The 23,764-nt window shown below is 49.6% G+C and carries 26 protein-coding genes, 1 pseudogene and 1 riboswitch; of the genes and pseudogenes, 22 read left to right on the top strand and 5 right to left on the bottom strand.

Going from position 1 to position 23,764, the window contains the following annotated elements; genetic code table 11:
- The first annotated feature begins 12 nt into the window (after positions 1-12).
- The 14 genes from lptE to crcB all read left to right on the top strand — a co-directional run bounded on the left by lptE (position 13) and on the right by crcB (position 12,992).
- Positions 13-597 (top strand): LPS assembly lipoprotein LptE, encoded by a 585-nt coding sequence (gene lptE / locus AC2A06_RS01395; RefSeq protein WP_484379113.1) that lies wholly within the window; start codon positions 13-15, stop codon positions 595-597.
- On the top strand, positions 594-1,628 hold the full coding sequence (gene holA / locus AC2A06_RS01390; RefSeq protein WP_484379112.1) for a DNA polymerase III subunit delta: 1,035 nt from the start codon (positions 594-596) through the stop codon (positions 1,626-1,628). The genes lptE and holA overlap by 4 nt, the downstream gene beginning before the upstream one ends.
- Entirely contained in the window at positions 1,618-2,298 is a 681-nt protein-coding gene (gene nadD / locus AC2A06_RS01385) for a nicotinate-nucleotide adenylyltransferase (protein WP_484379111.1), read from the top strand. The genes holA and nadD overlap by 11 nt, the downstream gene beginning before the upstream one ends.
- Positions 2,299-2,464: 166 nt before the next feature.
- Positions 2,465-2,782: a ribosome silencing factor gene (gene rsfS / locus AC2A06_RS01380; RefSeq protein ID WP_037387077.1), complete on the top strand. Its 318-nt coding sequence runs from the start codon at positions 2,465-2,467 to the stop codon at positions 2,780-2,782.
- A 3-nt stretch (positions 2,783-2,785) separates the two neighbouring features.
- Positions 2,786-3,256 carry a 23S rRNA (pseudouridine(1915)-N(3))-methyltransferase RlmH gene (gene rlmH / locus AC2A06_RS01375; RefSeq protein WP_023490229.1) on the top strand — a complete coding sequence of 157 codons (471 nt, stop codon included), beginning with the start codon at positions 2,786-2,788 and terminating at the stop codon, positions 3,254-3,256.
- A 57-nt stretch (positions 3,257-3,313) separates the two neighbouring features.
- A complete protein-coding gene (gene mrdA, locus AC2A06_RS01370; protein WP_023490230.1) occupies positions 3,314-5,209 on the top strand; it encodes a peptidoglycan DD-transpeptidase MrdA in 1,896 nt (631 codons plus the stop codon).
- 8 nt (positions 5,210-5,217) lie between these two features.
- Positions 5,218-6,330, top strand: coding sequence for a peptidoglycan glycosyltransferase MrdB (gene mrdB, locus AC2A06_RS01365; protein ID WP_484379110.1), 1,113 nt, complete (start codon positions 5,218-5,220; stop codon positions 6,328-6,330).
- A gap of 10 nt (positions 6,331-6,340) precedes the next feature.
- Positions 6,341-7,423 carry an endolytic peptidoglycan transglycosylase RlpA gene (rlpA, locus tag AC2A06_RS01360; protein ID WP_484379109.1) on the top strand — a complete coding sequence of 361 codons (1,083 nt, stop codon included), beginning with the start codon at positions 6,341-6,343 and terminating at the stop codon, positions 7,421-7,423.
- A gap of 215 nt (positions 7,424-7,638) precedes the next feature.
- Positions 7,639-8,850: a D-alanyl-D-alanine carboxypeptidase DacA gene (gene dacA, locus AC2A06_RS01355; RefSeq protein ID WP_484379108.1), complete on the top strand. Its 1,212-nt coding sequence runs from the start codon at positions 7,639-7,641 to the stop codon at positions 8,848-8,850.
- Between the two features lie 103 nt (positions 8,851-8,953).
- Entirely contained in the window at positions 8,954-9,220 is a 267-nt protein-coding gene (gene ybeD / locus AC2A06_RS01350) for a DUF493 family protein YbeD (protein ID WP_023490234.1), read from the top strand.
- A 121-nt stretch (positions 9,221-9,341) separates the two neighbouring features.
- Positions 9,342-10,013 (top strand): lipoyl(octanoyl) transferase LipB, encoded by a 672-nt coding sequence (gene lipB / locus AC2A06_RS01345; RefSeq protein ID WP_484379137.1) that lies wholly within the window; start codon positions 9,342-9,344, stop codon positions 10,011-10,013.
- On the top strand, positions 10,006-10,971 hold the full coding sequence (lipA, locus tag AC2A06_RS01340) for a lipoyl synthase (RefSeq protein ID WP_484379107.1): 966 nt from the start codon (positions 10,006-10,008) through the stop codon (positions 10,969-10,971). The genes lipB and lipA overlap by 8 nt, the downstream gene beginning before the upstream one ends.
- A 321-nt stretch (positions 10,972-11,292) precedes the next feature.
- The gene (locus AC2A06_RS01335) at positions 11,293-12,357 is read left to right on the top strand and encodes a diguanylate cyclase (protein ID WP_484379106.1); all 1,065 of its coding nucleotides are present in this window, start codon (positions 11,293-11,295) and stop codon (positions 12,355-12,357) included.
- Between the two features lie 115 nt (positions 12,358-12,472).
- Positions 12,473-12,535, top strand: a riboswitch (Fluoride riboswitch).
- A gap of 73 nt (positions 12,536-12,608) precedes the next feature.
- Positions 12,609-12,992, top strand: a complete 384-nt coding sequence (gene crcB / locus AC2A06_RS01330; protein ID WP_023490238.1) for a fluoride efflux transporter CrcB — start codon at positions 12,609-12,611, stop codon at positions 12,990-12,992.
- Positions 12,993-13,091: 99 nt separating this feature from the next.
- On the opposite strand, the gene cspE is transcribed toward crcB, so the two are convergent.
- Positions 13,092-13,301, bottom strand: coding sequence for a transcription antiterminator/RNA stability regulator CspE (gene cspE, locus AC2A06_RS01325; protein ID WP_023490239.1), 210 nt, complete (start codon positions 13,299-13,301; stop codon positions 13,092-13,094).
- A 291-nt stretch (positions 13,302-13,592) separates the two neighbouring features.
- On the opposite strand from cspE, the gene AC2A06_RS01320 reads away from it, so the two are divergent.
- The 7 genes from AC2A06_RS01320 to AC2A06_RS01290 all read left to right on the top strand — a co-directional run bounded on the left by AC2A06_RS01320 (position 13,593) and on the right by AC2A06_RS01290 (position 19,250).
- On the top strand, positions 13,593-14,081 hold the full coding sequence (locus tag AC2A06_RS01320) for a cold-shock protein (protein WP_473195745.1): 489 nt from the start codon (positions 13,593-13,595) through the stop codon (positions 14,079-14,081).
- A gap of 194 nt (positions 14,082-14,275) precedes the next feature.
- Positions 14,276-14,977, top strand: a complete 702-nt coding sequence (locus tag AC2A06_RS01315) for a Crp/Fnr family transcriptional regulator (protein WP_037387042.1) — start codon at positions 14,276-14,278, stop codon at positions 14,975-14,977.
- A gap of 38 nt (positions 14,978-15,015) precedes the next feature.
- Positions 15,016-15,768, top strand: a complete 753-nt coding sequence (locus AC2A06_RS01310) for a nucleoside phosphorylase (protein ID WP_473195747.1) — start codon at positions 15,016-15,018, stop codon at positions 15,766-15,768.
- Positions 15,768-16,484, top strand: coding sequence for a nicotinamide riboside transporter PnuC (pnuC, locus tag AC2A06_RS01305; RefSeq protein WP_484379105.1), 717 nt, complete (start codon positions 15,768-15,770; stop codon positions 16,482-16,484). The genes AC2A06_RS01310 and pnuC overlap by 1 nt, the downstream gene beginning before the upstream one ends.
- Before the next feature lie 213 nt (positions 16,485-16,697).
- Positions 16,698-17,558: a MurR/RpiR family transcriptional regulator gene (locus AC2A06_RS01300; RefSeq protein WP_484379104.1), complete on the top strand. Its 861-nt coding sequence runs from the start codon at positions 16,698-16,700 to the stop codon at positions 17,556-17,558.
- Positions 17,559-17,610: 52 nt separating this feature from the next.
- Entirely contained in the window at positions 17,611-18,432 is an 822-nt protein-coding gene (locus AC2A06_RS01295) for an alpha/beta fold hydrolase (protein WP_484379103.1), read from the top strand.
- Positions 18,433-18,761: 329 nt separating this feature from the next.
- Positions 18,762-19,250: a YbaK/prolyl-tRNA synthetase associated domain-containing protein gene (locus AC2A06_RS01290; protein WP_484379102.1), complete on the top strand. Its 489-nt coding sequence runs from the start codon at positions 18,762-18,764 to the stop codon at positions 19,248-19,250.
- Positions 19,251-19,284: 34 nt separating this feature from the next.
- Here AC2A06_RS01290 and AC2A06_RS01285 read toward each other — a convergent pair.
- From AC2A06_RS01285 to AC2A06_RS01270, 4 genes and pseudogenes are all read right to left on the bottom strand, one after another.
- Positions 19,285-19,484, bottom strand: a pseudogene (locus tag AC2A06_RS01285) (CcdB family protein); the annotation flags it as partial.
- Positions 19,485-19,486: 2 nt separating this feature from the next.
- Positions 19,487-19,723, bottom strand: coding sequence for a type II toxin-antitoxin system CcdA family antitoxin (locus tag AC2A06_RS01280; protein ID WP_484379101.1), 237 nt, complete (start codon positions 19,721-19,723; stop codon positions 19,487-19,489).
- A gap of 15 nt (positions 19,724-19,738) precedes the next feature.
- Positions 19,739-20,224, bottom strand: a complete 486-nt coding sequence (locus AC2A06_RS01275) for an MgtC/SapB family protein (protein WP_473195752.1) — start codon at positions 20,222-20,224, stop codon at positions 19,739-19,741.
- 177 nt (positions 20,225-20,401) lie between these two features.
- On the bottom strand, positions 20,402-21,523 hold the full coding sequence (locus AC2A06_RS01270) for a ribosomal protein uL16 3-hydroxylase (RefSeq protein ID WP_473195753.1): 1,122 nt from the start codon (positions 21,521-21,523) through the stop codon (positions 20,402-20,404).
- 402 nt (positions 21,524-21,925) lie between these two features.
- Between AC2A06_RS01270 and AC2A06_RS01265 the strand changes: the two genes are divergently transcribed.
- Positions 21,926-23,539 (top strand): FGGY-family carbohydrate kinase, encoded by a 1,614-nt coding sequence (locus AC2A06_RS01265; RefSeq protein WP_484379100.1) that lies wholly within the window; start codon positions 21,926-21,928, stop codon positions 23,537-23,539.
- The last annotated feature ends 225 nt before the right edge of the window (positions 23,540-23,764 follow it).

Raw genomic sequence — 23,764 nt, 5'->3', positions numbered from 1 at the left:
CAAGGAGACTTTGTGCAACATCGCATTCTAACGTTATTACTGGGGTTAGCGGTGCTGGTCACCGCCGGTTGTGGGTTTCATTTGCGTGGCAACACCCAGGTGCCCACGGAATTGCATACCCTGATCCTGGACAGCTACGATCCCTTTGGTCCACTGACTCGGGCGGTGCGTGAGCAATTACGTCTTAGCGGTACTAATGTGGTCAAATATGATCCGGCCCAAAAAGAAGTTCCTTCTTTACGTATCGTGAGTTCGGCACAAAGCCAAGACACGGTATCAATCTTTCAGGATGGTAAAACAGCGGAATTTCAAATGGTGATGACGGTTCAGGCGCAAGTGTTGCTGCCTGGGCATGATCTCTATCCGATCAACGTCAAGGTCTTCCGCACGTTCTTTGATAACCCATTAACCGCACTGGCGAAAGATTCTGAGCAGGAGATAATCCTGCAGGAAATGCGCCGACAGGCCGCGCAACAAATTCTGCGTAAATTCCAGTCGGTGATCCAAGCCGCTCAATTAAGCGAGCAGCAAAAGGCCGTTGATATGAGTAAAAAAACGGCTATGGATAAAAATACGGTAAGTGCTAACGCACCATGATGCGTATCTATCCTGAACAACTTGCCGCGCAACTCCGAGAGGGGTTGCGCGCTTGTTATTTATTGAGTGGCAATGAACCGTTGCTGCTGCAGGAAAGTCAGGATTTAGTCCGCCAGGCTGCCCAACAACAGCAGTTTAGCGAACATTACTCAATAACTCTGGACGCCCAAACCGATTGGGATGCCATCTTCAGTATCTGCCAAGCGATGAGTCTGTTTTCCAGCCGGCAAACCCTGCAATTGACCTTGCCAGACAACGGCCCAACCGCGGTGATGGCTGAACATTTAACCAAACTGGCCAGTTTGCTACATCAGGATATCCTGTTGGTACTACGCGGCCCGCGTTTGACTAAAGCACAAGAAAACAGCGCCTGGTTCAAAGCCGTTAGCCCTAATGGGGTTTTAGTCAGTTGCCAGACGCCAGAACAGGCACAACTCCCCCGTTGGGTAACACAGCGGGCCAAATCGATGTCGCTTGAGCTGGATGATGCCGCGAATCAACTGCTGTGCTACTGCTATGAAGGCAATCTTTTGGCACTCGCTCAAGCGTTGGAAAGACTGGCGTTACTGCACCCTGATGGCAAACTGACTTTGCCTCGAGTGGAGCAGGCCGTGAACGATTCGGCTCATTTCAGCCCATTCCACTGGCTGGATGCGCTGCTGGCGGGCAAAAGTAAACGTGCCTGGCATATTCTCCAGCAATTGCAACAAGAAGATATTGAGCCGGTGATCCTGCTGCGAACCTTGCAACGGGAGCTATTAATATTACTCACGTTGCAGCGTCGGATGGCAACCACCCCACTGCGTAGCCTGTTTGATCAGCAAAAAATCTGGCAAAACCGCCGTAACCTGATCACCCAAGCATTGCAACGCCTGTCTAGCCAGCAATTACAGCAGGCTGTGCACCTGCTGGCAAAAATCGAAGTTCTGCTTAAACAAGAGTACAGCCAATCGGTGTGGTCAGAGCTGGAGACCTTGTCGATGTTGCTGTGCGGTAAACCGTTACCCACGAGTTTCGCCGATGCCCACTAACCAGCCGTTACACGCACTGACCTTACATGCACTGACCTTACATGCACTGTTTGGTGGCACTTTTGACCCGATCCACTACGGCCATCTGCGCCCGGTGGAAGCCTTGGCAAACGAGGTGGGACTGCAGCAGGTGACTCTGCTACCCAATCATGTACCGCCACATCGCCCACAGCCGGAAGCCAACCCACAACAGCGGTTAGCCATGGTCAAGCTGGCGATAGCGAATCACCCGTTGTTCACCGTGGATGAGCGCGAATTACAGCGTACAACACCTTCTTACACCATCGATACGTTAGAAATGATACGTAAAGAACGTGGTGCTGCATTACCTCTGGCATTTATCATCGGTCAGGATTCATTGCTGTCTTTGCATAAGTGGCATCGCTGGCAAGATCTGCTGAATGTCTGCCATCTGTTAGTGTTAGCTCGCCCTGGCTACCAGCAGCAAATGGACAGTACCGAGCTACAAGGCTGGTTGGAGCAACACCAGATTAGTGATCCGACCTTGCTCAGCGAGCAACCCAGTGGCTATATCTACCGGGCGAATACCCCATTACTGGAGATATCTGCCACCGAAATACGCCAACGTCTTCATCAGGGCATGGGTTGTGATGACCTATTACCGCACTCGGTGCTGCGTTATATCGAGTTACAGGGTTTATATCGCTAGGCCACATGCTATACTGCCCCGCTATTTTTCGGGTATCCACTGAAACCACCGCAGACCGTTGTCAAGGTCATGCTCAACCCGTTTTCAGTGAAATCCAGCCGACACCACCATGATTCGCGCTATTATTAAGCAGCCGGATAAACAGAACATCCTCAAGGGGGAACCTTTGCAAGGCAAAACGCTCCAAGATTTCGTGATTGATAAAATCGATGATCTAAAAGGTCAGGATATTATCTCCCTGGATGTCCAGGGCAAATCCAGTATCACCGACTGCATGATCATTTGCACGGGCACTTCTACCCGCCATGTCATGTCAATCGCCGAATATATCGTGCAGGAAGCTCGTGCTGCAGGTATAGAATTGTATGGTATGAAAGGCCGGGAAGCTTCCGACTGGGTCGTGGTCGATCTGGGTGAGGTGATCGTGCATGTGATGCAAGAAGAGAGCCGCCGCCTATACGAACTGGAAAAGCTCTGGAGTTAACTGGTGAAACTGCAATTGGTTGCAGTCGGTACTAAAATGCCAGACTGGGTGCAGATTGGTTTTATGGATTATCTGTCTCGCTTCCCGAAAGATATGCCACTTGAGCTGACCGAAATCCCGGCAGGTAAACGCGGCAAAAATGCGGATATCAAACGCATTTTGGACAAGGAAGGTGAGCAGATGCTAGCAGCAGTCGGTAAAGGTAACCGCATTGTCACGCTGGATATCCCAGGTTCGCCCTGGGAAACGCCTCAGTTGGCGCAACAGCTTGAACGATGGAAGCAGGATGGCCGTAACGTCAGCCTGTTAATCGGTGGTCCTGAGGGATTGTCACCGGCCTGTAAATCAGCGGCGGAACAAAGCTGGTCGCTCTCGCCATTGACGTTGCCACATCCTTTAGTACGAATACTGGTTGCCGAAAGTCTCTACCGTGCCTGGAGTATTACGACCAATCATCCTTACCACCGCGAATGATCGCAGGTGGCTGTAACCGAGTAAAATGACCGCCATAGAGTGAAATAAAGCAACGGGATGAAAATAGAACGTAACCCTTTTCGCGACTATACCGCGGAAGCTGCCCTGTTTGTACGCCGTGCCTTGGTGGCACTGCTGGCTATTCTGATCATGACAGGCATCCTGATTGCCAATATGTATAACCTGCAAATCGTTCGCTTTGAGGATTATCGCACTCGCTCCAACGAAAACCGCATCAAGCTGGTCCCTATCGCTCCCAGTCGTGGCATGATTTATGACCGCAACGGTACTCCACTGGCACTGAACCGTACCATTTACCAGTTGGAGCTAATGCCAGAGAAAATCGACGATCTGAAAGCCACCTTGCAGGAATTACGCCCGGTGGTCGATCTGACCGATGAGGATATCGCCAACTTTGAAAAAGAGCGCAAGCGTTCACGTCGTTTCGTCTCCATTCCGGTAAAAACAGCACTTAGTGAGGTTCAGGTCGCCCGTTTTGCGGTCAATCAATTCCGTTTCCCAGGGGTTGAAGTCAAAGGCTATCAACGCCGCTACTACCCTTATGGCTCCGCGCTCACTCATGTTATCGGTTACGTATCAAAAATTAATGACCGGGATGTCGAACGCCTGGATAAAGACGGCAAACTGGCTAACTATGCCGCCACCCATGATATCGGGAAATTGGGTATTGAACGTTTCTATGAGGATACCCTGCACGGCAAAACCGGCTATGAAGAAGTCGAGGTCAATAACCGTGGCCGAGTGATCCGTCAATTGCATGAACAACCGCCGGTTGCTGGTCAGGATATTTATCTGACACTGGATCTCAACCTGCAGCGCTATATTGAACAATTACTGGTAGGCAGCCGTGCTGCGGTGGTGGTTAGCGATCCACGTACCGGCAGTATTTTAGCGATGGTTTCCAACCCCAGCTATGATCCCAACCTGTTTGTGGATGGTATCTCCAGCAAGGATTACCAGGGGTTACTCGATGATCCAAACCGCCCACTGATCAACCGCACCACACAAGGTATCTACCCCCCTGCTTCGACAGTGAAACCTTATATTGCTGTCTCAGCGCTCAGCGCTGGGGTCATTACCAAAAATACCGTGGTTTTTGATCCTGGTTGGTGGCAATTACCGGGTTCAGAAAAACGTTTCCGTGACTGGAAAAAGTGGGGGCATGGCCGCCTTAATGTCACCAAAGCCATCGAAGAATCTGCGGATACCTTCTTCTACCAGGTGGCTTATGATATGGGCATTGATCGGTTATCGAGCTGGTTAAGCAAATTCGGTTACGGTGACTACACCGGTATTGATCTTGCTGAAGAGCGCGCCGGCCTGATGCCAACACGTGAGTGGAAACTCAAACGATTTAAAAAACCCTGGTATCAGGGTGACACCATTCCGGTGGGGATTGGTCAAGGTTACTGGACGGCAACCCCGATCCAGATGTCAAAAGCACTGAATACCCTGATTAACGATGGTAATGTCATTATTCCGCATCTGTTACAGAGCACCAGAGTCAATGGTGCATTAGTACCGTTCCGTCAGGAAGAACATAAACAGATCGGTGATGTTCGTTCTGGTTACTGGGAAATCGTCAAAGATGGTATGTATGGCGTCGCCAATCGGCCTAATGGTACGGCACGTAAATACTTTGAAGGCGCCCCCTATAAAGCGGCAGCAAAATCCGGTACGGCACAAGTATTCGGCTATGAAACCTATAATGCTCACAAGCTCGCGGAGCATCTACGTGACCATAAATTAATGACCGCCTTTGCGCCATTCGATAACCCAACCGTGTCGGTCGCCGTCATCCTAGAAAATGGAGGAGCTGGTCCAGCGGTGGGGACCATTACTCGCCAGATCCTCGACCACATTTTGTTGGGCGACAATAACACGCAATTACCCGATGCTGCGCCACTGCCACCGGGTGTAGAAGGTGATTAAGGTATAACATGACTGAAAGCCAACAAAAAAACTCTATCTGGACCAAAATCCATATTGACCCGCTAATGCTGTTATTTATTCTGGCCTTGCTGGTTTACAGTGCCTGTGTGATATGGAGTGCTAGTGGCCAGGACATGGGGATGATGGAGCGTAAAGTCGGTCAGATGCTGATGGGGTTGGTCATTATGGGCGTGATGGCCCAGATCCCACCACGAGTTTATGAAAATTGGGCGATTTATCTATATATTTTCAGTGTGATCCTACTGATACTAGTGGATGCGTTCGGTCAGATCAGTAAAGGTGCACAACGTTGGCTGGATCTCGGTTTTATCCGTTTCCAACCTTCAGAGATTGCTAAAATTGCCGTGCCATTAATGGTGGCGCGCTTTATGAACCGCGATGTCTGCCCCCCTTCTTTAAAACATACCGCTATCGCGTTAGTGCTGATTTTCCTGCCTACCTTACTGGTTGCCGCACAACCCGATCTGGGAACGTCAATTTTGATTGCCGCTTCAGGTCTGTTTGTGCTGTTTTTATCCGGGATGAGCTGGAAGCTGATTGGCGTTGCAGTGATCCTGGTAGGCGCTTTTATTCCTGTACTGTGGTTTTTCCTGATGCATGACTATCAGCGGGACCGCGTGATGATGCTACTCGATCCAGAGAGCGACCCTCTCGGGGCCGGCTACCATATTATCCAATCGAAAATCGCCATTGGTTCTGGTGGTCTTTTCGGTAAAGGCTGGTTGCACGGTACCCAGTCCCAACTGGAGTTTCTGCCTGAACGCCATACTGATTTCATCTTCGCAGTCTTGGCCGAAGAACTTGGGCTAATGGGGGTTCTGCTACTGATAGGGCTGTATCTGCTGGTCATTATCCGTGGGCTGGTGATCGCCGCACAAGCACAGACCACCTTCGGCCGTGTAATGGTGGGTGGGCTGATGCTGATCTTGTTTGTCTATGTATTTGTTAACATTGGCATGGTGAGTGGTATTTTACCGGTAGTTGGCGTACCTTTGCCTTTAGTGAGTTATGGGGGGTCAGCACTGATTGTCCTTATGGCTGGGTTCGGCATTGTCATGTCGATCCACACACACCGAAAAATGCTGTCTAAAAATTTATAGGGGGTCGTTAATGCGTAAGGAGTGGCTTTGGGGTGGCGCTGTTGCCGTTGCAGTATTACTTTCAGCCTGTACCACCACAACAGAACCAACACAGGCGCCCTATAATGGCCAAGTAACTGAAATCGGTGGTGCCGAACCGCATTATGAGCCTTATAACCCGCGGAATATGCAAGATTATACGGTAAATGGCACCACCTATGAGATTGTAAAAGATCCGCAAAATTTCTCACAAACCGGTCTGGCGGCCTGGTATGGTGAAGAAGCCAGTGGTAATACCACCGCCATTGGTGAGCAATTTGATCCCAATGCATTAACGGCAGCGCACCCTACATTGCCAATTCCGAGTTATGTCCGCGTCACCAACCTGGCTAATGGCCGGCAACTGGTGGTACGTGTTAATGATCGTGGCCCTTATACCCCAGGGCGCATTATCGATCTGTCGAAAGCCGCCGCCGACCGCCTCAACCTGTCGAATAAGACCAAAGTGCAAGTGGACTTTATCAGCGTGGCTCAGGATGGCACATTAAGCGGCCCGGGGACGGTAGGTACCACGGTGGCTAAACAGAGTTATGCACTCCCCGCACGCCCAGAGCTCAGCTCTGGTAGTATGGGCACCCCCATACAGAAGGATGTTTCCGCCCCCCCGGAGGCTAACGTCAGGCCCATTGACAACAGCAGCCTAAACATTGATGAGGCGAGTCCAACCCCATCGGCTGCCAGCAGCCCCCGTCAGGGCGGTTTTATTGGTGCCCCTAGCCCCTTGCCGACCGGCGTGCTGGAAGGTTCTGAACCTCAACCTGCCGCCCCTACTACCAGTGTTTCCAACGTTGCCCCTGCAGTGGCAACCCACGCGGAAACGAGCACCAGTGGCCACTTTATCGTACAGGTTGGGGCACTGAGCAATGCGGAACGTGCACAGAGTTGGCAACAACAATTGAGCCAACAGTTTGGCGTTCCCGGCAAAGTCGAAGCCAATGGCAGTGTCTATCGTGTGCAATTAGGCCCATTCAGCAATCGCCAACAGGCCGAACAATTGCAACAACGTCTGGCCAACGAGGCGCAACAGCAATCCTTTATTGCTGCCGTGCCTTAAGTCAATTGTCAGGTTCATTCCGGTTGCTGCCCTCAGTCAGCAGCTTGAATGAACCTGGATAGAGGCCCGCCGTACCAATGTCTGAAACATTTTCTTGCAGGTAAATGTGTGTAAACCCGCTGCTGCCAGATGAATGTCTAATGCCTGTCCGAGTCCCATCTGCTATAGTATGGCTCGTTTTATCACTTACTTTTACGGATGTTGTCGTCCTGATCATGAAACATGTAACTTCTTTCCGCTTAATCAAGAGCCTAACCCTCGGCGCAGTTATCGCGATAAGTGCAGCGCCAGTTGCCCAGGCTGATGATACTAATATTCAAACCATGATCCCCGGTGTACCGCAAATTGATGCGGAAGCTTACATCTTGATCGATTACAACTCCGGTAAAGTATTGGCGGAATCAAACGCTGACACTCGCCGTGATCCCGCCAGCCTGACCAAAATGATGACCAGCTATGTCATCGGGCAGGCATTGAAATCTGGCAAGATTGGCCAGGAAGATCTGGTTACTATCGGCCCAGATGCTTGGGCAACCGGCAACCCGGTGTTCAAAGGCTCCTCGCTAATGTTTCTGAAACCCGGTGATCGTGTGCCAGTTTCCAAACTGACGCGCGGCATCAACTTGCAGTCCGGTAATGATGCCTGCGTGGCGATGGCTAACTACGTCGCCGGTAGCCAGGATGCGTTCGTTAACCTGATGAATACCTACGTCAAACAATTCGGTCTGCAGAATACACATTTCCAGACAGTGCATGGCCTGGATGCCCAGGGACAATACAGTTCAGCCCGCGATATGGCGTTGATCGGCCAAGCCTTGATCCGCGATGTTCCGGATGAATATGCCATTTACAAAGAAAAAGAGTTCACCTTTAACAATATTCGCCAATTAAACCGTAACGGTCTGCTGTGGGATACCAGCCTGAACGTTGATGGTATTAAAACCGGCCATACCGATGCCGCTGGTTATAACCTGGTCGCTTCGGCAACAGAAGGTGAAATGCGGCTGATTTCTGTCGTGCTGGGTGGGCGTACTTATAAAGGCCGTGAGACCGAAAGTAAAAAATTGCTGACCTGGGGCTTCCGCTTCTTTGAAACGGTTGCACCATTAAAAGCAGGGAAAGAGTTTGCTTCAGAGCCGGTCTGGTTCGGTGATGCTGACCGCGTAGAGTTGGGTGTCGACAAAGATGCTTACCTGACCATCCCACGCGGCCGCATGAAAGACCTTAAAGCCAGCTATGTACTCAACACCCCGGAAATTCATGCTCCGCTGGCAAAAAACCAGGTGGTGGGCACTATCAACTTCCAGTTAGATGGCAAAACCATCGATCAGCGCCCCTTAGTGGTTCTGAAGGAAGTGAAAGAAGGAGGTATCTTCAGTCGTCTATTTGATTATATCCGCTTGATGTTCCATCACTGGTTCGGCTAACCCTTGAAACCGGGTATTACAGCCCCATATTTAATTTAACATCAGCTCCCGCTCCGGCGGGAGTTATGATTTATACAATAACCACACCTGGAGCGCCTTTCTAATGCAAAAGACTAAACTAAATGAACTACTCGAATTCCCCTGCTCCTTTACCTATAAGGTGATGGGGCTGGCCCAACCTGAATTGGTCGACCAAGTGGTTGAAGTGGTACAACGCCATGCGCCGGGGGATTATAACCCGCAAGTTAAACCCAGCAGCAAAGGCAATTATCACTCGGTTTCTATCACCATTAACGCCACGCATATCGAGCAGGTAGAAACGTTATACGAAGAGTTGGGTAACATTGACATTGTTCGCATGGTGCTATAACCCTTCGACTCCACCAGCCTTTACCGCACGCCTTATAGGTATAGGCAACCGTCCCCATGGGGATAACTGCTAGTCGCGGAGCGGTGTGCCCGCTATAATGCTCTACCACTTGTGTAACCTGATGATGCCACGTTTGCAACATAACAAGATCATTCTGCGCCAATTGGGGTTACAGCCCTATCAGCCGGTATCCCAAGCCATGCACTGCTTTACTGATAATCGCAGTGACACCACGCTGGACGAACTCTGGCTGGTTCAGCATCACCCGGTATTTACCCAAGGCCAGGCAGGTAAAACAGAACATCTCCTGACACCGGGTGACATTCAGGTGATTCAGAGTGACCGTGGTGGGCAGGTGACCTACCATGGCCCAGGCCAACAAGTGCTCTATGTAATGATCGATCTAAAACGCAATAAAATGGGCGTTCGACAATTGGTTACCGCGCTGGAACAAACGGTGATCAATACCCTGGCTCACTTCAACATTGAGTCACGTGCCCGACCTGATGCGCCCGGTGTTTACGTTGGCGAAGAGAAAATTTGCTCACTGGGTTTACGCATCCGCAAAGGTTGCTCCTTTCATGGTCTGGCTTTGAACGTCGCCATGGATCTTTCCCCATTCCAACGCATTAACCCCTGTGGTTATGCGGGAATGAAAATGACACAAGTGAGCACACTTGCCCCAGGAATCGGCATCACCGATGTATCCCCCATCCTGATACAACAATTTGTTCATTTACTCGGCTACCAGACAGTCGAGCTTGGTGACTGGAACCTGCACAATTATGAGTAAACCAATTCAGATGGAACGCGGCGTCAAATACCGCGATGCAGACAAAATGGCGTTGATCCCAGTGAAAACGGTGGTCGCCGAACAGCAGGAGCTGTTACGCAAACCCGAGTGGATGAGAATAAAACTCCCCGCCGACTCTACCCGTATTCAAGGTATCAAGGCGGCAATGCGTAAAAATGGTCTACATTCGGTATGTGAAGAGGCTTCTTGCCCCAACCTGGCTGAATGTTTTAACCACGGTACCGCCACCTTTATGATCCTCGGGGCAATCTGTACCCGGCGCTGTCCGTTCTGTGATGTTGCTCATGGCCGCCCTATGGCTCCCGATGCTAACGAACCAGAAAAACTGGCACAAACCATTGCTGATATGGCTCTGCGTTATGTGGTAATTACCTCGGTTGACCGTGATGACCTACGTGACGGTGGCGCACAACATTTTGCTGACTGCATTACTGCCATTCGTGCTAAAAGCCCAACCATCAGAATTGAAACCCTGGTACCTGATTTCCGTGGCCGGATGGATCGCGCACTGGAGATTTTGACTGCTACCCCACCTGATGTTTTTAACCACAACTTGGAAAACGTCCCGCGCCTTTATCGTCAGGTGCGTCCGGGGGCCGATTACGGATGGTCACTGAAATTATTGGAACGCTTTAAGCAAACCCATCCCGATATCCCCACCAAATCGGGCCTGATGGTTGGCTTGGGGGAAACCAATGCAGAGATCATCGAAGTGATGCGCGACTTGCGCCGCCATGGGGTAACCATGCTGACGTTAGGGCAATATCTACAGCCCAGCCGCCACCATCTACCGGTTCAACGCTATGTCAGCCCGGCAGAATTTGATGAAATGAAACAAGAAGCCATGGCGATGGGGTTCACTCATGCCGCCTGTGGTCCGTTTGTCCGCTCTTCCTACCATGCTGACTTGCAGGCCAAAGGGCTTGAAGTTAAATAAAAAAATACCTTTTGTTACGCTTCAACGAACAAATGCAAAAACGGGTGCCAAACAGCACCCGTTTTTATCAAACAGACTATCAACACCGCAACAACCAGTAGCTTGGTCATGCTGATACCTGCATATTCGCCTTCATTATTTATCTATGGCAGCCAAGCACAGTCGGGTAATAAACCTTGCCTATTATTATAGATTGAATGCCACTTTAGCATTTTAAACACACCGCAAGTTTGTAACAGAGTAAGAAGTTGTCAGGATGTTCTATGCTAGATGATAGGAAAGATACTTTCCGCAACCGCATGACGCAAAGGGAGATACTTGATGGCCTATACCCCATTGATCATTGATAGCAAATTTGCAGGCCTTAGCTTCGCCAAGCGTACTTACCTGCCACGCATTGTTGGTCTGGGACTTGGGCTCTTTGGTCTATCCGCCACGATTTATCCCCTGCATTCATCGCCTTTCATTTGGAGTTTACTGATTATTTATACCTTGATCTGGCCACATATCGCCTATCAATGGTCAATCCATTCTGAAAAACCATTAGTAACTGAAACCCGTAATCTATTGATTGATTCCTTGCTAGCTGGCGTCTGGATAGCCGTGATGGGCTTCAGTGCACTACCCACTATCGTATTTCTGGCGATGATGGGCATGAACAATACTGCCGCTGGGAGTTATAGCCTGTTTCTCAAAGGGGGGGTTGCGCAGATTGTTGGGGCAATATTGACCAGTGCACTATTAGGGTTTCCTTTCACCCCGCAAACCACACCACTGCAACTCTACTTCTACCTGCCGGTACTGTTTATTTATCCGGTTCTGTTTGGTCTGGTGACCTATCGTACCGCCAAACACCTAGTAGAAAAGAAACGCGAAGTGGTTCGTATCAGCATGCGTGATGGCTTGACGGGTGTTTATAACCGCCGCCATTGGGAACACCTATTACGCAATCAGTTCGACAGCTGCCGACGTTATAATCACACCGCAACGCTGATCTTGATCGATATAGACCGCTTTAAGGTTATCAATGATACATTCGGCCATGCCCTCGGTGATGAAGCGCTCATTGTGCTTGCAGAGGAACTGGTGCTCGGGTTGCGCACCATGGATATTGTTGGCCGCTATGGGGGCGATGAATTTGGTGCATTGCTACCCAATACCCCTCCAGAGCAAGCCAGCCAGGCTTTAAGCCGGATCCAGGAGCACCTGAGGGAAGTCACCTTCCGTGATGCCCCTGACTTAAAGCTGTATATCAGCGCGGGAGTAGCCGATTACCAACCGGAAATGAAAAGTTATCAGGAGTGGCTGAAAGCCGCTGACAATGCCCTCTATCTGGCTAAAAGCCATGGTCGTAACCGCATGGAACGCGCGGTTCCTCAAAGTTAGCCGTTCCCTGTAACGTGAATGCACTTGGCTAGTGACAGCGGAGGAAATCAACGGTGAGACTACAAAATCAAACCGGTAAGGTGTAAAATTCCGCCGCACGCCAGGGATAAACTGGCTGACAAACGGAGATGACATTCCTCCATAACCGCCCCATTTGGCTGATGATGTCTACGCTACCTCGCAGAGAGCAACGTAGCTTTATGCCTGTACCTTTCTGAGTCTTTACCCATTTTTATGAAAGGGTTTCATTGATGTTCAATTCTTTGCTGGCAGTGTTTATTGGTGGTGGCTTAGGTAGTGTGCTGCGTTGGGCAATCAGCCTACGGTTAAACCCACTGCACCCGCACATTCCTGTGGGTACTTTAGCGGTCAACCTGGTAGGGGGCTTTATTATCGGGCTCGCTCTGGCGCTATTAAGCCGCATGACGCAGCTTGATCCCACCTGGAAAATACTGATTACCACTGGGTTCTGTGGTGGGTTGACCACCTTCTCTACCTTTTCGTTTGAGGTAGTTTATCTGTTGCAAGATGGCCGCATTGCTTGGGCTCTCGCCAATATATTTCTCAACTTGGCGGGTTCACTGTCAATGACCCTGCTGGCCTTTATGCTGGTCTGGTGGTTCTGCGGGCAGTAACCGCCGCCCAACAGCACATTTTCCCTGTACGACCCCGCATTAAAAACAGACAAAAAAACCCGCTCATAGAGCGGGTTTCAGAATTTAAGCTACTGTAGCTTAGATAGCAGTAACGTTTGCAGCAGATGGCCCTTTGGCACCATTGGTGATTTCAAACTCTACGCGCTGACCTTCAGCCAGAGTTTTAAAACCATTGCTGGTGATGGCAGAGAAGTGAACGAAAACATCTTTGCTACCATCTTCAGGAGTAATGAAACCGAAACCTTTAGATTCATTAAACCACTTAACGCTACCTTTAATCTTTGACATCAAACTTACCTTTAACGTGAATGTATGACACAAACTCTGTGTCATATACAGTACAGCAATTAGATGGAGTTTTGTCCATAGTCGAGATCACATAAAGGCGATAAAAAGTAAAAAAGTTTGTTGCTCAAACACAATCACCGCAGACACCCGGCCAAACCTTAGCCTGCCAACCCGAACCACCGAGCTGAACTCTGGCTGCTCTTTCGCCCTGTCTGATTGACTTTGCCCTGTCACCGCAGCGCATTCCACGCTATCATTAACACAGTAACCAAAGACTTAATGAGAATGACCATGAACGGCAAGATAACGACTTTTTTTGCAGACAAAGGCTTCGGCTTTATCACCGATGAAAACGGGGAAAATCGTTATTTTCACGTGATCAAAGTGCAAAACCCAGAACTGATTAAGAAAAATGCGCTGGTGACATTTGAGCCCACCAACAATACGAAAGGCCCTTCCGCTTATGCAGTAAAAGTACAAGCCATCAGTAAGCACATCATTATTGCCAATGAGAAAATCAGGATTACCAGCATCAAGTCTTACCAGACTTTCACTAAAGAAGTCCCACTCAAAACTGAAGTAGATAAAGAAAATACTGTGCTTTCCGTGGGGTTACTGATGAACCGCATCCGGCCACAAGTGGCGCAAACACCTGAGGCGACAGAAACACTCAACATGATATCGATCACCACTTTTCAAGGGCAGGTCTACACCTTCTCTGAACATGAGGTCGATATCACCAGTACCCTGCAAACCTTGAACTCCCTACGCCCTAAATAAGTTAAGAAACTCTGGATATATCACCAGGATTTCTACTTTCTATGATGCCACTGCAAAAAATCAAGCCACCGTGGGACAGATGTCCCACACAATCTTCTAATGTATGAAGCTGCTTACAGTTTTATACTATCTTTGATGTTGCCTCAGGACCGATGTCCTGTCCTTTCTTTACAGAGAACCTTATAGTTATCACTATGCAGAACGAACCAAACAACAGCGAATGGTTACGGATCGTTGAACTGATTACTGGCAACACCCTTCTGTATGACCTGCTGAAATACTGCCCATTGGCGATTTTACGTCAGTGGAAATTAGAGCAAGTCAAAGGTGGCTCATTGATTTGCCAGCAAAATGAAATTTGTCATCAGTTTCATTTGATCGTTCAAGGGAATGTGGATGTTTTTATCAATGCCAATGATGGGCGAAAATATCTACAGGCACGTTATCACGCAGGCGATATGCTCGGTGAGCTAGAAATTTTTGAACAACGGCCCTATATCTGTTCCGTTGAGGCAATTAGTGACGTCACGCTGTTGACGTTGTCACGCACCGACTTTTGCCATTGGTTGAGCGTAGATAACCACTTCAATCAGAAAATTATTAAAACGTTTAGCAGTCAGTATTATCAATTATCTAAAAAAGCAGGCGAAGATAATCTCTATTCCTTGCACCAGCGTGTTTGTCTGGTGCTCTGGGAAAGCTACCAACACCAGGGAGCCCAACATCACGGAGAGATTACCGTCAATAAACTACAGCTCAGTGAGCAATTTGCCGTAGCCCAACGCAGTATTAACCGTATTCTGTTTGACCTACGGGAACAGCAGATTATTACCGTCAATGGTGAGCAAATCAGGGTCATTGACCCTAGGCGTTTACAGCGACAGGCGGTATGTTAACGGTTCACCGCAATAGGTTAATAAAACAGGTTAGTAATATGAACTCACCTCAACCCCATATCCGGCTGAGCCGGCAGATGACCGACGCGTATTATGCACTATTACCCGGTGATCCACAGCGGGTGGAACATGTCGCGCGGTTTTTGCAACAAGTAGAAAACTTTGGGCAACACCGTGAGTATCGCGCCTTGCGGGGATGGTACCGCGGTATGGAAGTGTTGGTCGTATCCACCGGGATGGGAGGGCCTTCTACCGCTGTTGCTGCAGAAGAACTGCACCAAATCGGTGTCGACTGCCTAGTGCGCATTGGCAGTTGTGGGGCTTTACAGCCGTCAATGAAACTCGGCGATCTGGTGATTGCCAGTGCCGCAGTGCGGGATGACGGTACCGGTAAGGCTTATGTCCCCACCAGCTACCCCGCCAGTGCTGACAGTGATCTGGTCTATTTACTACGCCAACAGGCCAGGAAATTAGGCTACACTACTCACTGCGGTTATGTTCGCAGTCATGACAGCTTCTACACTGACCGGGAACAGGAAATCTGCAATTATTGGTCAGCCAAAGGTATTCTTGCCGCCGATATGGAGACAGCACCACTCATGGTGGTGGGCGCGTTGCGTAACATGCGTATCGCCTCCATCCTCAACGTCGTGGTAGAACATGAAGGTTGTCTGACGGAAAGCATTAACGATTATCAACAGCAAGAGCACTGTTGCCAACAAGGCGAGGAGCATGAAATTTTACTCGCACTGGAAGCCATGTATCAGGATCATCTTGAGAGGACGCAATAATGGATTTCTTCAGTATCAATAACGTTATGGTCAATATCCCTTTGGGTACCGGGGGTTATGCGCTCTCCTGGATTGAGGCTATCGGTACTATCTTTGGCCTGTTGTGCATCTGGTTCGCCAGCAAAGAAAAAATCATCAATTATCTGTTTGGGTTGATCAACGTTACCCTGTTTGCGGCTATCTTCTTCCAGATCCAGTTGTATGCCAGCCTGTTACTCCAGGTGTTCTTCTTTGTCGCCAACTTGTATGGCTGGTATGCCTGGAGCCGTCAAAACGAAAACCATGAAGCAGCACTAAAAATTCGCTGGTTGCCCCGGCAAAAAGCGTTCACGTTGCTGGCGGTCTGTGTGGTCGCTATCGCCTTGATGACCCAATTTATCGACCCAGTATTCTCGGTGCTGACCGGTATTGCTATTTCCATCATGCAGGCTATTGGGCTCTCAGTCGTCATGCCTGAATTGCAGCCGGATGCCTTCCCATTGTGGGATTCCACGATGCTGGTGCTCTCTATCGCTGCAATGATCTTGATGACACGTAAATATGTCGAAAACTGGTTACTGTGGGTGGTGATCAATGTGATCAGTGTGGTGATTTATGCCATTCAAGGGGTCTATGCCATGTCGCTGGAGTACATTTTACTGCTGGCGATCGCCTTGATGGGGTCATTTGCCTGGATCAACAGTGCACGCCAGAATGGCTCACAGCCCCTGGCTTAAGCGGATAATGTCAAAGCGCAGTCTTAATCGCCATAGAACATGAATTTGCCCCCACTGATGCCCGTTGCCGCTCTGGCAATGGTCATCTGCCTGGGGGCTTTAACGTAATGTGGGGTAACTCCCATTTCTGGTAAGGGAACTGAGAATTCCCCTTTTCTCTCCTCTTGGTTTGGTTATTAATGGGTAATCAAATTACGCAGGGGGAAAGATGACATGGATCGGGCAGAGTTCTCTCAACGTATTAACGCATTAACTGGCCTGACCGCAACAGACCAACGAATCATCAACTACTTCAATAAGCATTTCGAATCCATCCCCTACAGTACCGTGATTGATATTTGCAATGAGATCAATATAGCCAAATCAACCCTGGGTAGATTTATGGTAAAGATAGGTTTCAGCGGTTTTCGTGATTTCAAAGAGTCAGCCATTGAACCGGATCTGCATAAAAACCGCTCACCCATTGAACGTTTTCATAACCATAAAAGCAGAAACAGCAATATCGCGTTTATTGAGAAACACTGCAGCGATACCATTAGAAATATCAATAACACGCTAAAAAACCTCAATGTGGAAGAGCTGGTAAAAGCCATTGCACTCATTGGTGATCCCAAAAAGAAACTTTATGTTATCGGCAGTACAACGGCACATGCCCTCGCGGAGTATTTTTATTTACTTGGCCGTTATATTAAGAAAGACATTGTATTACTGGATGCCAATATTGCCAACCTGCCCCATAAGTTAATTGACTCTCAACCCGGTGATGTCCTGCTAGCCATTTCTTATTATCGTTTTTCCAGTGTTACCACCCGGCTAATCAAATGGTTTTATCAAAACCGTGGCGATACCGTGGTTATCACTGACAATGCTGTTAATCCATTCAGCCATTTTGCCACTGCCATGCTGTTGATGGAAAGTCAAAACAGCGGACTCTTCAGCAGCCGTAGCGCAGGGTTTGTCTTAATTGAAGCCTTGGTTAATTATATGGGTGAAGTCAATGCGGATGAATTAAATGCTAACTTCCAGGTAATGGAGTCTTTATTTGAGGCATTTAATGTCTTTAATAAAAAATAATATCGCCATGTAATGGCTAACATTGAGTATTGGTGTTGTAAAGAGGTTTAATATGAGTAGTGAATCCCAGCTCGTCCCCGCCTGCCCAGAGCAACAAATAATGGCGACCACCCAAGGGAATTTATCATTCCGCACCGGTGGTGAAGGTGAAACCATTGTCTTTTTGCACGGTATCCTAGGCAGTTCCAAAGCCTGGGCATTCCAGTTTGCCGCCTTCTCACCGAGTCACCGCGTTATCGCCTGGGATGCCCCCGGTTATGCCAGCTCTGCCCTGGTTCCTGCGGATATCAGCGCCTATGAGCAGATGCTGCATGAACTGATTCAAGCCAGTACCACTGGAAAAGTTATCCTGGTTGGGCATTCAATGGGCGGGACCATCGCCAGCCGCTATGCCGCTCGCCACCCGGATAAGGTCAAAACGTTGGTACTCTCTTGTACCCACCCGGGCTATGGCGCACCAGAATCTGCCCCAAGCTCAGAAAAACTGGAAAAACGGCTGAAAGAGCTCGCAGAAATCGGCCGGGAAGCCTATGGCAAAAACCGTGCTCGTGACCTGTTACCCTTTGCCAATGTCCCTACTGCGGTATTAGATTATGCCGCAGAAATTGCGGCAGAAACCAATCTGGAAGGGTTAAGGCGCGCAACCCGTATGCTGCAACTGGCGGACAACCGCGCGCTACTGCCACAACTCAAAATGCCAACCTTGATCCTTACCGGCGAAGAAGACCGCGTGGTGCAGCCTCAGTTGAAAGCCGAGCTATTAGCGCTGGTGCCCTATAGCCGGCATGTCGAAATGCCCGGCTTGGGCCATGCTCCTTATTTCCAGGCGCCAGATTATTACAATAGGCTGTTACGCGAATTTATCGCTCAATAAATTCGACTTCACGTTAAGCCCAAGGGGTGAGTGCTCACCCTTTATGATCGTCCGCCGTACACTGATTCCGGCTGTCGGGGGGATGATTACCATGTTGGTGTTAAATGGTATTCTAAACTGATTCCAACCCTGGTTTACTCAAGTTGCCGCTTTTTTCGCGGCAGCTTGAAGGACGACGGGTTTATACCCAAGTTCATTCCAGTTGCAGGTAGGCGGCAATCGAGTGAATCCCTGGGAGCATAGCCAACTATGTGACCAGGGTGAGTAAGAGCAGCCAACAACCCTGCAGCTTGAAGGGCGACGGGTAGATATAATCAGGAGCATAGCGCGTGTCTACTACCACCTTTAACCTCTTAACCAACCTTCTCGACCAACAACAGGCTCGTTACCGTGTCGTTGAACACCCAATGGCGGGAAAGTCTGAAGAAGTCGCTAAAATCCGCGGCACCCAATTGGGGCAAGGCGCAAAAGCGTTGGTGTGCCATGTCAAGGGTAACGGCATCAAACAACATGTTCTGGCGGTATTACCTGCTGACCAGCAAGCAGACCTGGTGGCCTTGGCACAAGGAGTCGGTGGTAGCCGGGCCTCATTAGCCAGCCCTGTGGAAGTCACCCAACTGACCGATTGTGTTTTTGGGGCCATTCCCCCCTTCAGTTTCCATGCCGAATTAATGCTGGTTGCCGACCCATTGCTGTTCCAACGTTTTGATGAATTGGCCTTTAATGCGGGCACACTGGAACGCTCATTAATCCTCAATACTCATGATTATCAGCGTATTGCCCAACCCAAGCTTGTGAGCTTTATTCGTCAGGGGTAGCGTTCTGGCAGTGGTTATTTTCGGAAGATGACTGAACCACCGCGAGAATTAACCTGTCATCAAATCGTATAAGGGGGATCATTCGATCTGGGCGATTATCACCCGGATATTTTTCAACAGGCAACAACGGGATCACCAGTCGGCGGTTTAACTGTCCGATAATATCGCTAGTTACATCAAGCAACAGCGGATAGTGCTGCTTTTTCCAGTATTACTGTATACAGTGAATAGCAGCATTAAAACGACCTGTACTCATCGCTAAAGCAACCGTGCTCATCATGAAAACCGTTTAACGCCTCAATAGCCTCTCGGTTCTCTTCCTGCCATTTTCTCGTTGCATGATGACGTTGCTCAGCATCAACGGTGGCTGTGAGGGTGGCGCTAAGATTGATACCGCCCTCACACGCCCTACTGAGTAAACCTCGTTCTACTGTCATTGTGACGCTCTGTGTATGACGTTGCTTCGCAACCATGAGACGCGCCCTCGATCAATGCTCATCATGCTCCTCAGTTTTATGTTTTCGCTGATAGTAAATTCCTCGCTGCAGCGATTTAAAGCTGGTTTCCAACCAGTTGATACCCACCAATACCGCCAGAGTAATCAACGTCATGGCGATTGACTGGCGCAGCATATCCAGGCCGATCATCGCCCCCAGTGCTGCCAGCATCCACACCGTCGCAGCAGAAGTCACCCCGGTCACTTGCCCATTCTGAGTCATCATCACACCGGCTCCCAAAAAACCAATACCGGTTATCAATTGCCCCAAAACCCTGGCCTGATCTGCGGCTTGACTACTGAGATGTGTACTAGTTGCCAGAAAACAGTAACTCCCCAAAACAATCAAGGTGGAGGTTCTCATTCCCACTGGTTTGCCATGCAGTTGCCTTTCCAGGCCAATAAATGAACCACAGATCAAACAAGCAAAAATATGGTTCCATCCAAAGGGGGTAATATCAAACCAATCAAAAGGCATAAAGGGTGTATTCACGGTGATAGGGTAAAAAAGAGGTGTGGATTCTAACCTAACCACCACTCACCACAAAGCGCCAAGCAATAAGAGTGGTCATTATTTAGTTGACCCTCTGTGCCCTAAAAGCCATGGGCAGGCCCATTGGCCTGCCCATGATTATTCAAGCGACTTAAACCCTGATTACTCGTCAAAGAACCAATAACCCTGATTAACCAGCGCAGTTAACTCAGCCACGAAGGCCGGATTTTGTAGCGCCCCAGCTAACTCTTTTTTACCCAGTGTGGTGTATTGGCACAAAGCCTCTGCAGCAATCGGATCAACAGTGGCCAATCTTTCACTATTGATAAAGAAGCCATCTCCCACTTGCAGCACTCGTAGCCCGCTAAGACGCATCAAGCGTTCGCCATCCATCAAAGCACCGAGGATCTCATCGGGTTGATAAGGAGGTTCTGCGGGGGCAATATCCAACTCATGGCGTGGCGTGGTGGCAAAGCGGCCAAACCACTGCTTAAAATCTTCCGGCTGATTAATCACATCGATCATCATGCGGCGCAGACGATCCAACTCGTAATCCTCAACCCGGCCCGGATGTTCGCGGCAGGTTAAATCTGGATCACTGTAATGCTCACTACCCAGGTCATTTTCCAGGGCATAGTCAGCAAAACTACTGATTAGATCCCTGCCATTCGGCCCACGGAAGCCAACAGAATAGTTGAAGGCGGTTGTGTGGGTTAAACCATCATGGGGGAAACCCGGTGGGATATACAAAATATCACCAGGTTCAAGATCTTCATCAATGATCGGCTCGAAAGGCTCAACATGCAGCAAGGCAGGATGTGGGCAAAATTGCTTCAGTGGTAATTTATCGCCAACACGCCAGCGACGGCTCCCCATCCCCTGGATAATAAAGACATCATACTGGTCAATATGCGGCCCCACCCCGCCACCCGGCACGGAAAAAGAGATCATCAGATCATCCAACCGCCAATCCGGCAAGACACGAAACGGACGCACTAATTCGGCTGATGGAGCATGCCAATGATTCACGGCCTGCGCCAACAGAGACCAACCGGTTTCCCCCAGATGGTCAAATTGCTCAAACGGCCCATAACTCGCCTGCCACACCCCGTTGTGCTGACTCACCAGACGGCTATCAACTTCAGGCTCCATCGTCAGGCCAGCCAGTTCATCCGGCGTAATCGGGTCAATGAAGTTTGGAAAGGCATTCTTCAATACCACTGGCTTTTTCTGCCAATATTGTTCTAAAAATTCCGGCCAATTGAGGTTAAGTTGATAAGCCATGCTTGCATACCAGTGAAAAGAAAATGGGCTCAATTATAGTGAGGGTAAGCATCCAGTTACCTTGTCATTAATCAAAGGAGTCGATCTATACTCATCGCTATGTAAGTTGTAGCCGCGAGAGACGCTCTATTTCTTCGAGCTGATTCACAAATTTAACGCCCCTCCTGACGCTGACCTTGATATCGCCATTGCTCGGTGATAATGCTGCTCCATCGATTGAGCTACACAATAAAAATTAACGCGACCTATCGCTATCCCCAAGTTCAATGAAGTTGCAGGTAGGCGGCAACTGAGCGAAGCCCCAGGAGCTTACAAGAGTAAGTGACTGGGGTGAGTAAAGGCAGCCAACACCGCTGCGGTTTCATTGGCGACGGGTATATATCGTTACCGAGGAACTGGGTTATGACTAATAACAATAAAACCATTATTGGCGTGGATGTGGGTTCAGGAAGTGTCCGAGCCGGTGTTTTTGACCTTGCAGGTACCTTACTGGCCCATGCTACCCAACCGATCACGCTATATCGCCATACGGGCCATATCGTCGAACAGTCAAGCCTGGAGATCTGGCAGGCGGTTTGCCACTGTATCAAACAAGCGGTGGCCACTTCCGGCATTGAGCCCTCTTCAGTGGCCGGGGTCGGCTTTGACGCCACCTGCTCTCTGGTGGTGGTGGGTGAAAATGGCACACCGTTGGCGGTCGGCCCTTCAGAAGAGGCTGAGCGTAATATCATCGTCTGGATGGATCACCGAGCCACTGAGCAAGCCGAACACATTAACGCCACCCACCATCCCGTGCTGCAATATGTCGGTGGCAAAATCTCCCCGGAGATGGAAACCCCGAAAATAGCCTGGCTGAAAGAACACCGCCGGGAAATCTATGACCAGGCCTGGCAATTTTTTGATCTAGCAGATTATTTAACCTGGCGAGCCACTGGCGATCTGGCACGTTCTATCTGTACCGTCACCTGCAAATGGACCTATTTGGCGCATGAAAAACGCTGGGATGACAGTTACTTCCGTACCATTGGGCTCGAAGAGTTGGCTGATGAACACTTCGCCCGCATCGGCCAGCATATCGTTGAACCCGGAACCCCTTGTGGTCAGGGCTTGTTGGCAGCAGCCGCCAAAGAAATGGGTTTGCCCGTAGGTACTCCCATTGCTGTAGGCATGATCGACGCGCACGCCGGGGGCATTGGCACCGTTGGAGTTAATGCTGGCGCCACCAGCCATCTGGCCTATGTTTTCGGTACTTCTTCTTGCACCATGGCCACCACACAGGATCCTATTTTCGTCCCAGGGGTTTGGGGGCCTTATTATTCCGCAATGGTGCCGGGTTATTGGCTAAACGAAGGGGGGCAAAGTGCCGCTGGTGCCGCCATCGATCAGTTGTTGACACTGCACCCGGCAACCCCGGAGGCATCAATACTGGCGAAAAATGCCGGGGTACCCTTGCCGGTATTCCTCGCCGACCTGGCATTGCAAAAAGTCACCTCGGCATCTGAGGTGGTTAACCTGGCTGAGGGTATCCATGTTGTCCCAGAGTTTTTGGGCAACCGAGCCCCGTTTGCCGATCCTCATGCACGCGCCATTATTGCCGGTCTGGGCATGGAACGGGATTTGGATAGTCTGATCGCCCTGTATGTTGCTGGCCTTTGCGGAATCGGCTATGGCTTACGGCAGATTATTGATGCGCAGAGCAAACAGGGCCTGATGACTGAAAATGTGGTTATCAGTGGGGGTGCGGGTCAACATCCGTTGGTCAGGCAAATTCTGGCCGATACCTGTGACCGCCCGGTGTTGACCACCCAATGCAGCGAACCTGTTTTGCTGGGGTCAGCGATCCTGGGTGCGGTTGCCGGTAAAATATCCGCATCGGTTGCCGAGGCCATGCAGCACTTTACCCATCTTGACCGTGAATATTATCCAGAAGAGCAACTCAAACACTGTCATGCTGAGCGTTATCAAGCCTACAAGCTGCTACAACAGTGTGCGAAATCAGTGAGGAAAGCACACTAATTGGCGTACCTCAGGGGTGCCGCGCCAAACTCAGCGGCATCCCCCTTCGTTGCACTTATTATCTGAATTCGCGCCCCCAATGATCACCCTAAGGTGGGTAACCGCCCTCAACATTTCACTTCATAATCAGCGCCAATAGTGTATTGCTCAACCTGCTGTATAAATGTGTTTTTTAGCTGCAATTAGGGCATTGATGCTCAAAAACCGTCAAAACACCCAACAACT

The sequence above is a fragment of the Serratia sp. HNCC26DJ244 genome, from assembly GCF_057180565.1.
The sequence above is the reverse complement of the archived record's forward strand: the minus strand, read 5'-3'. Positions and strand labels throughout refer to the sequence as shown.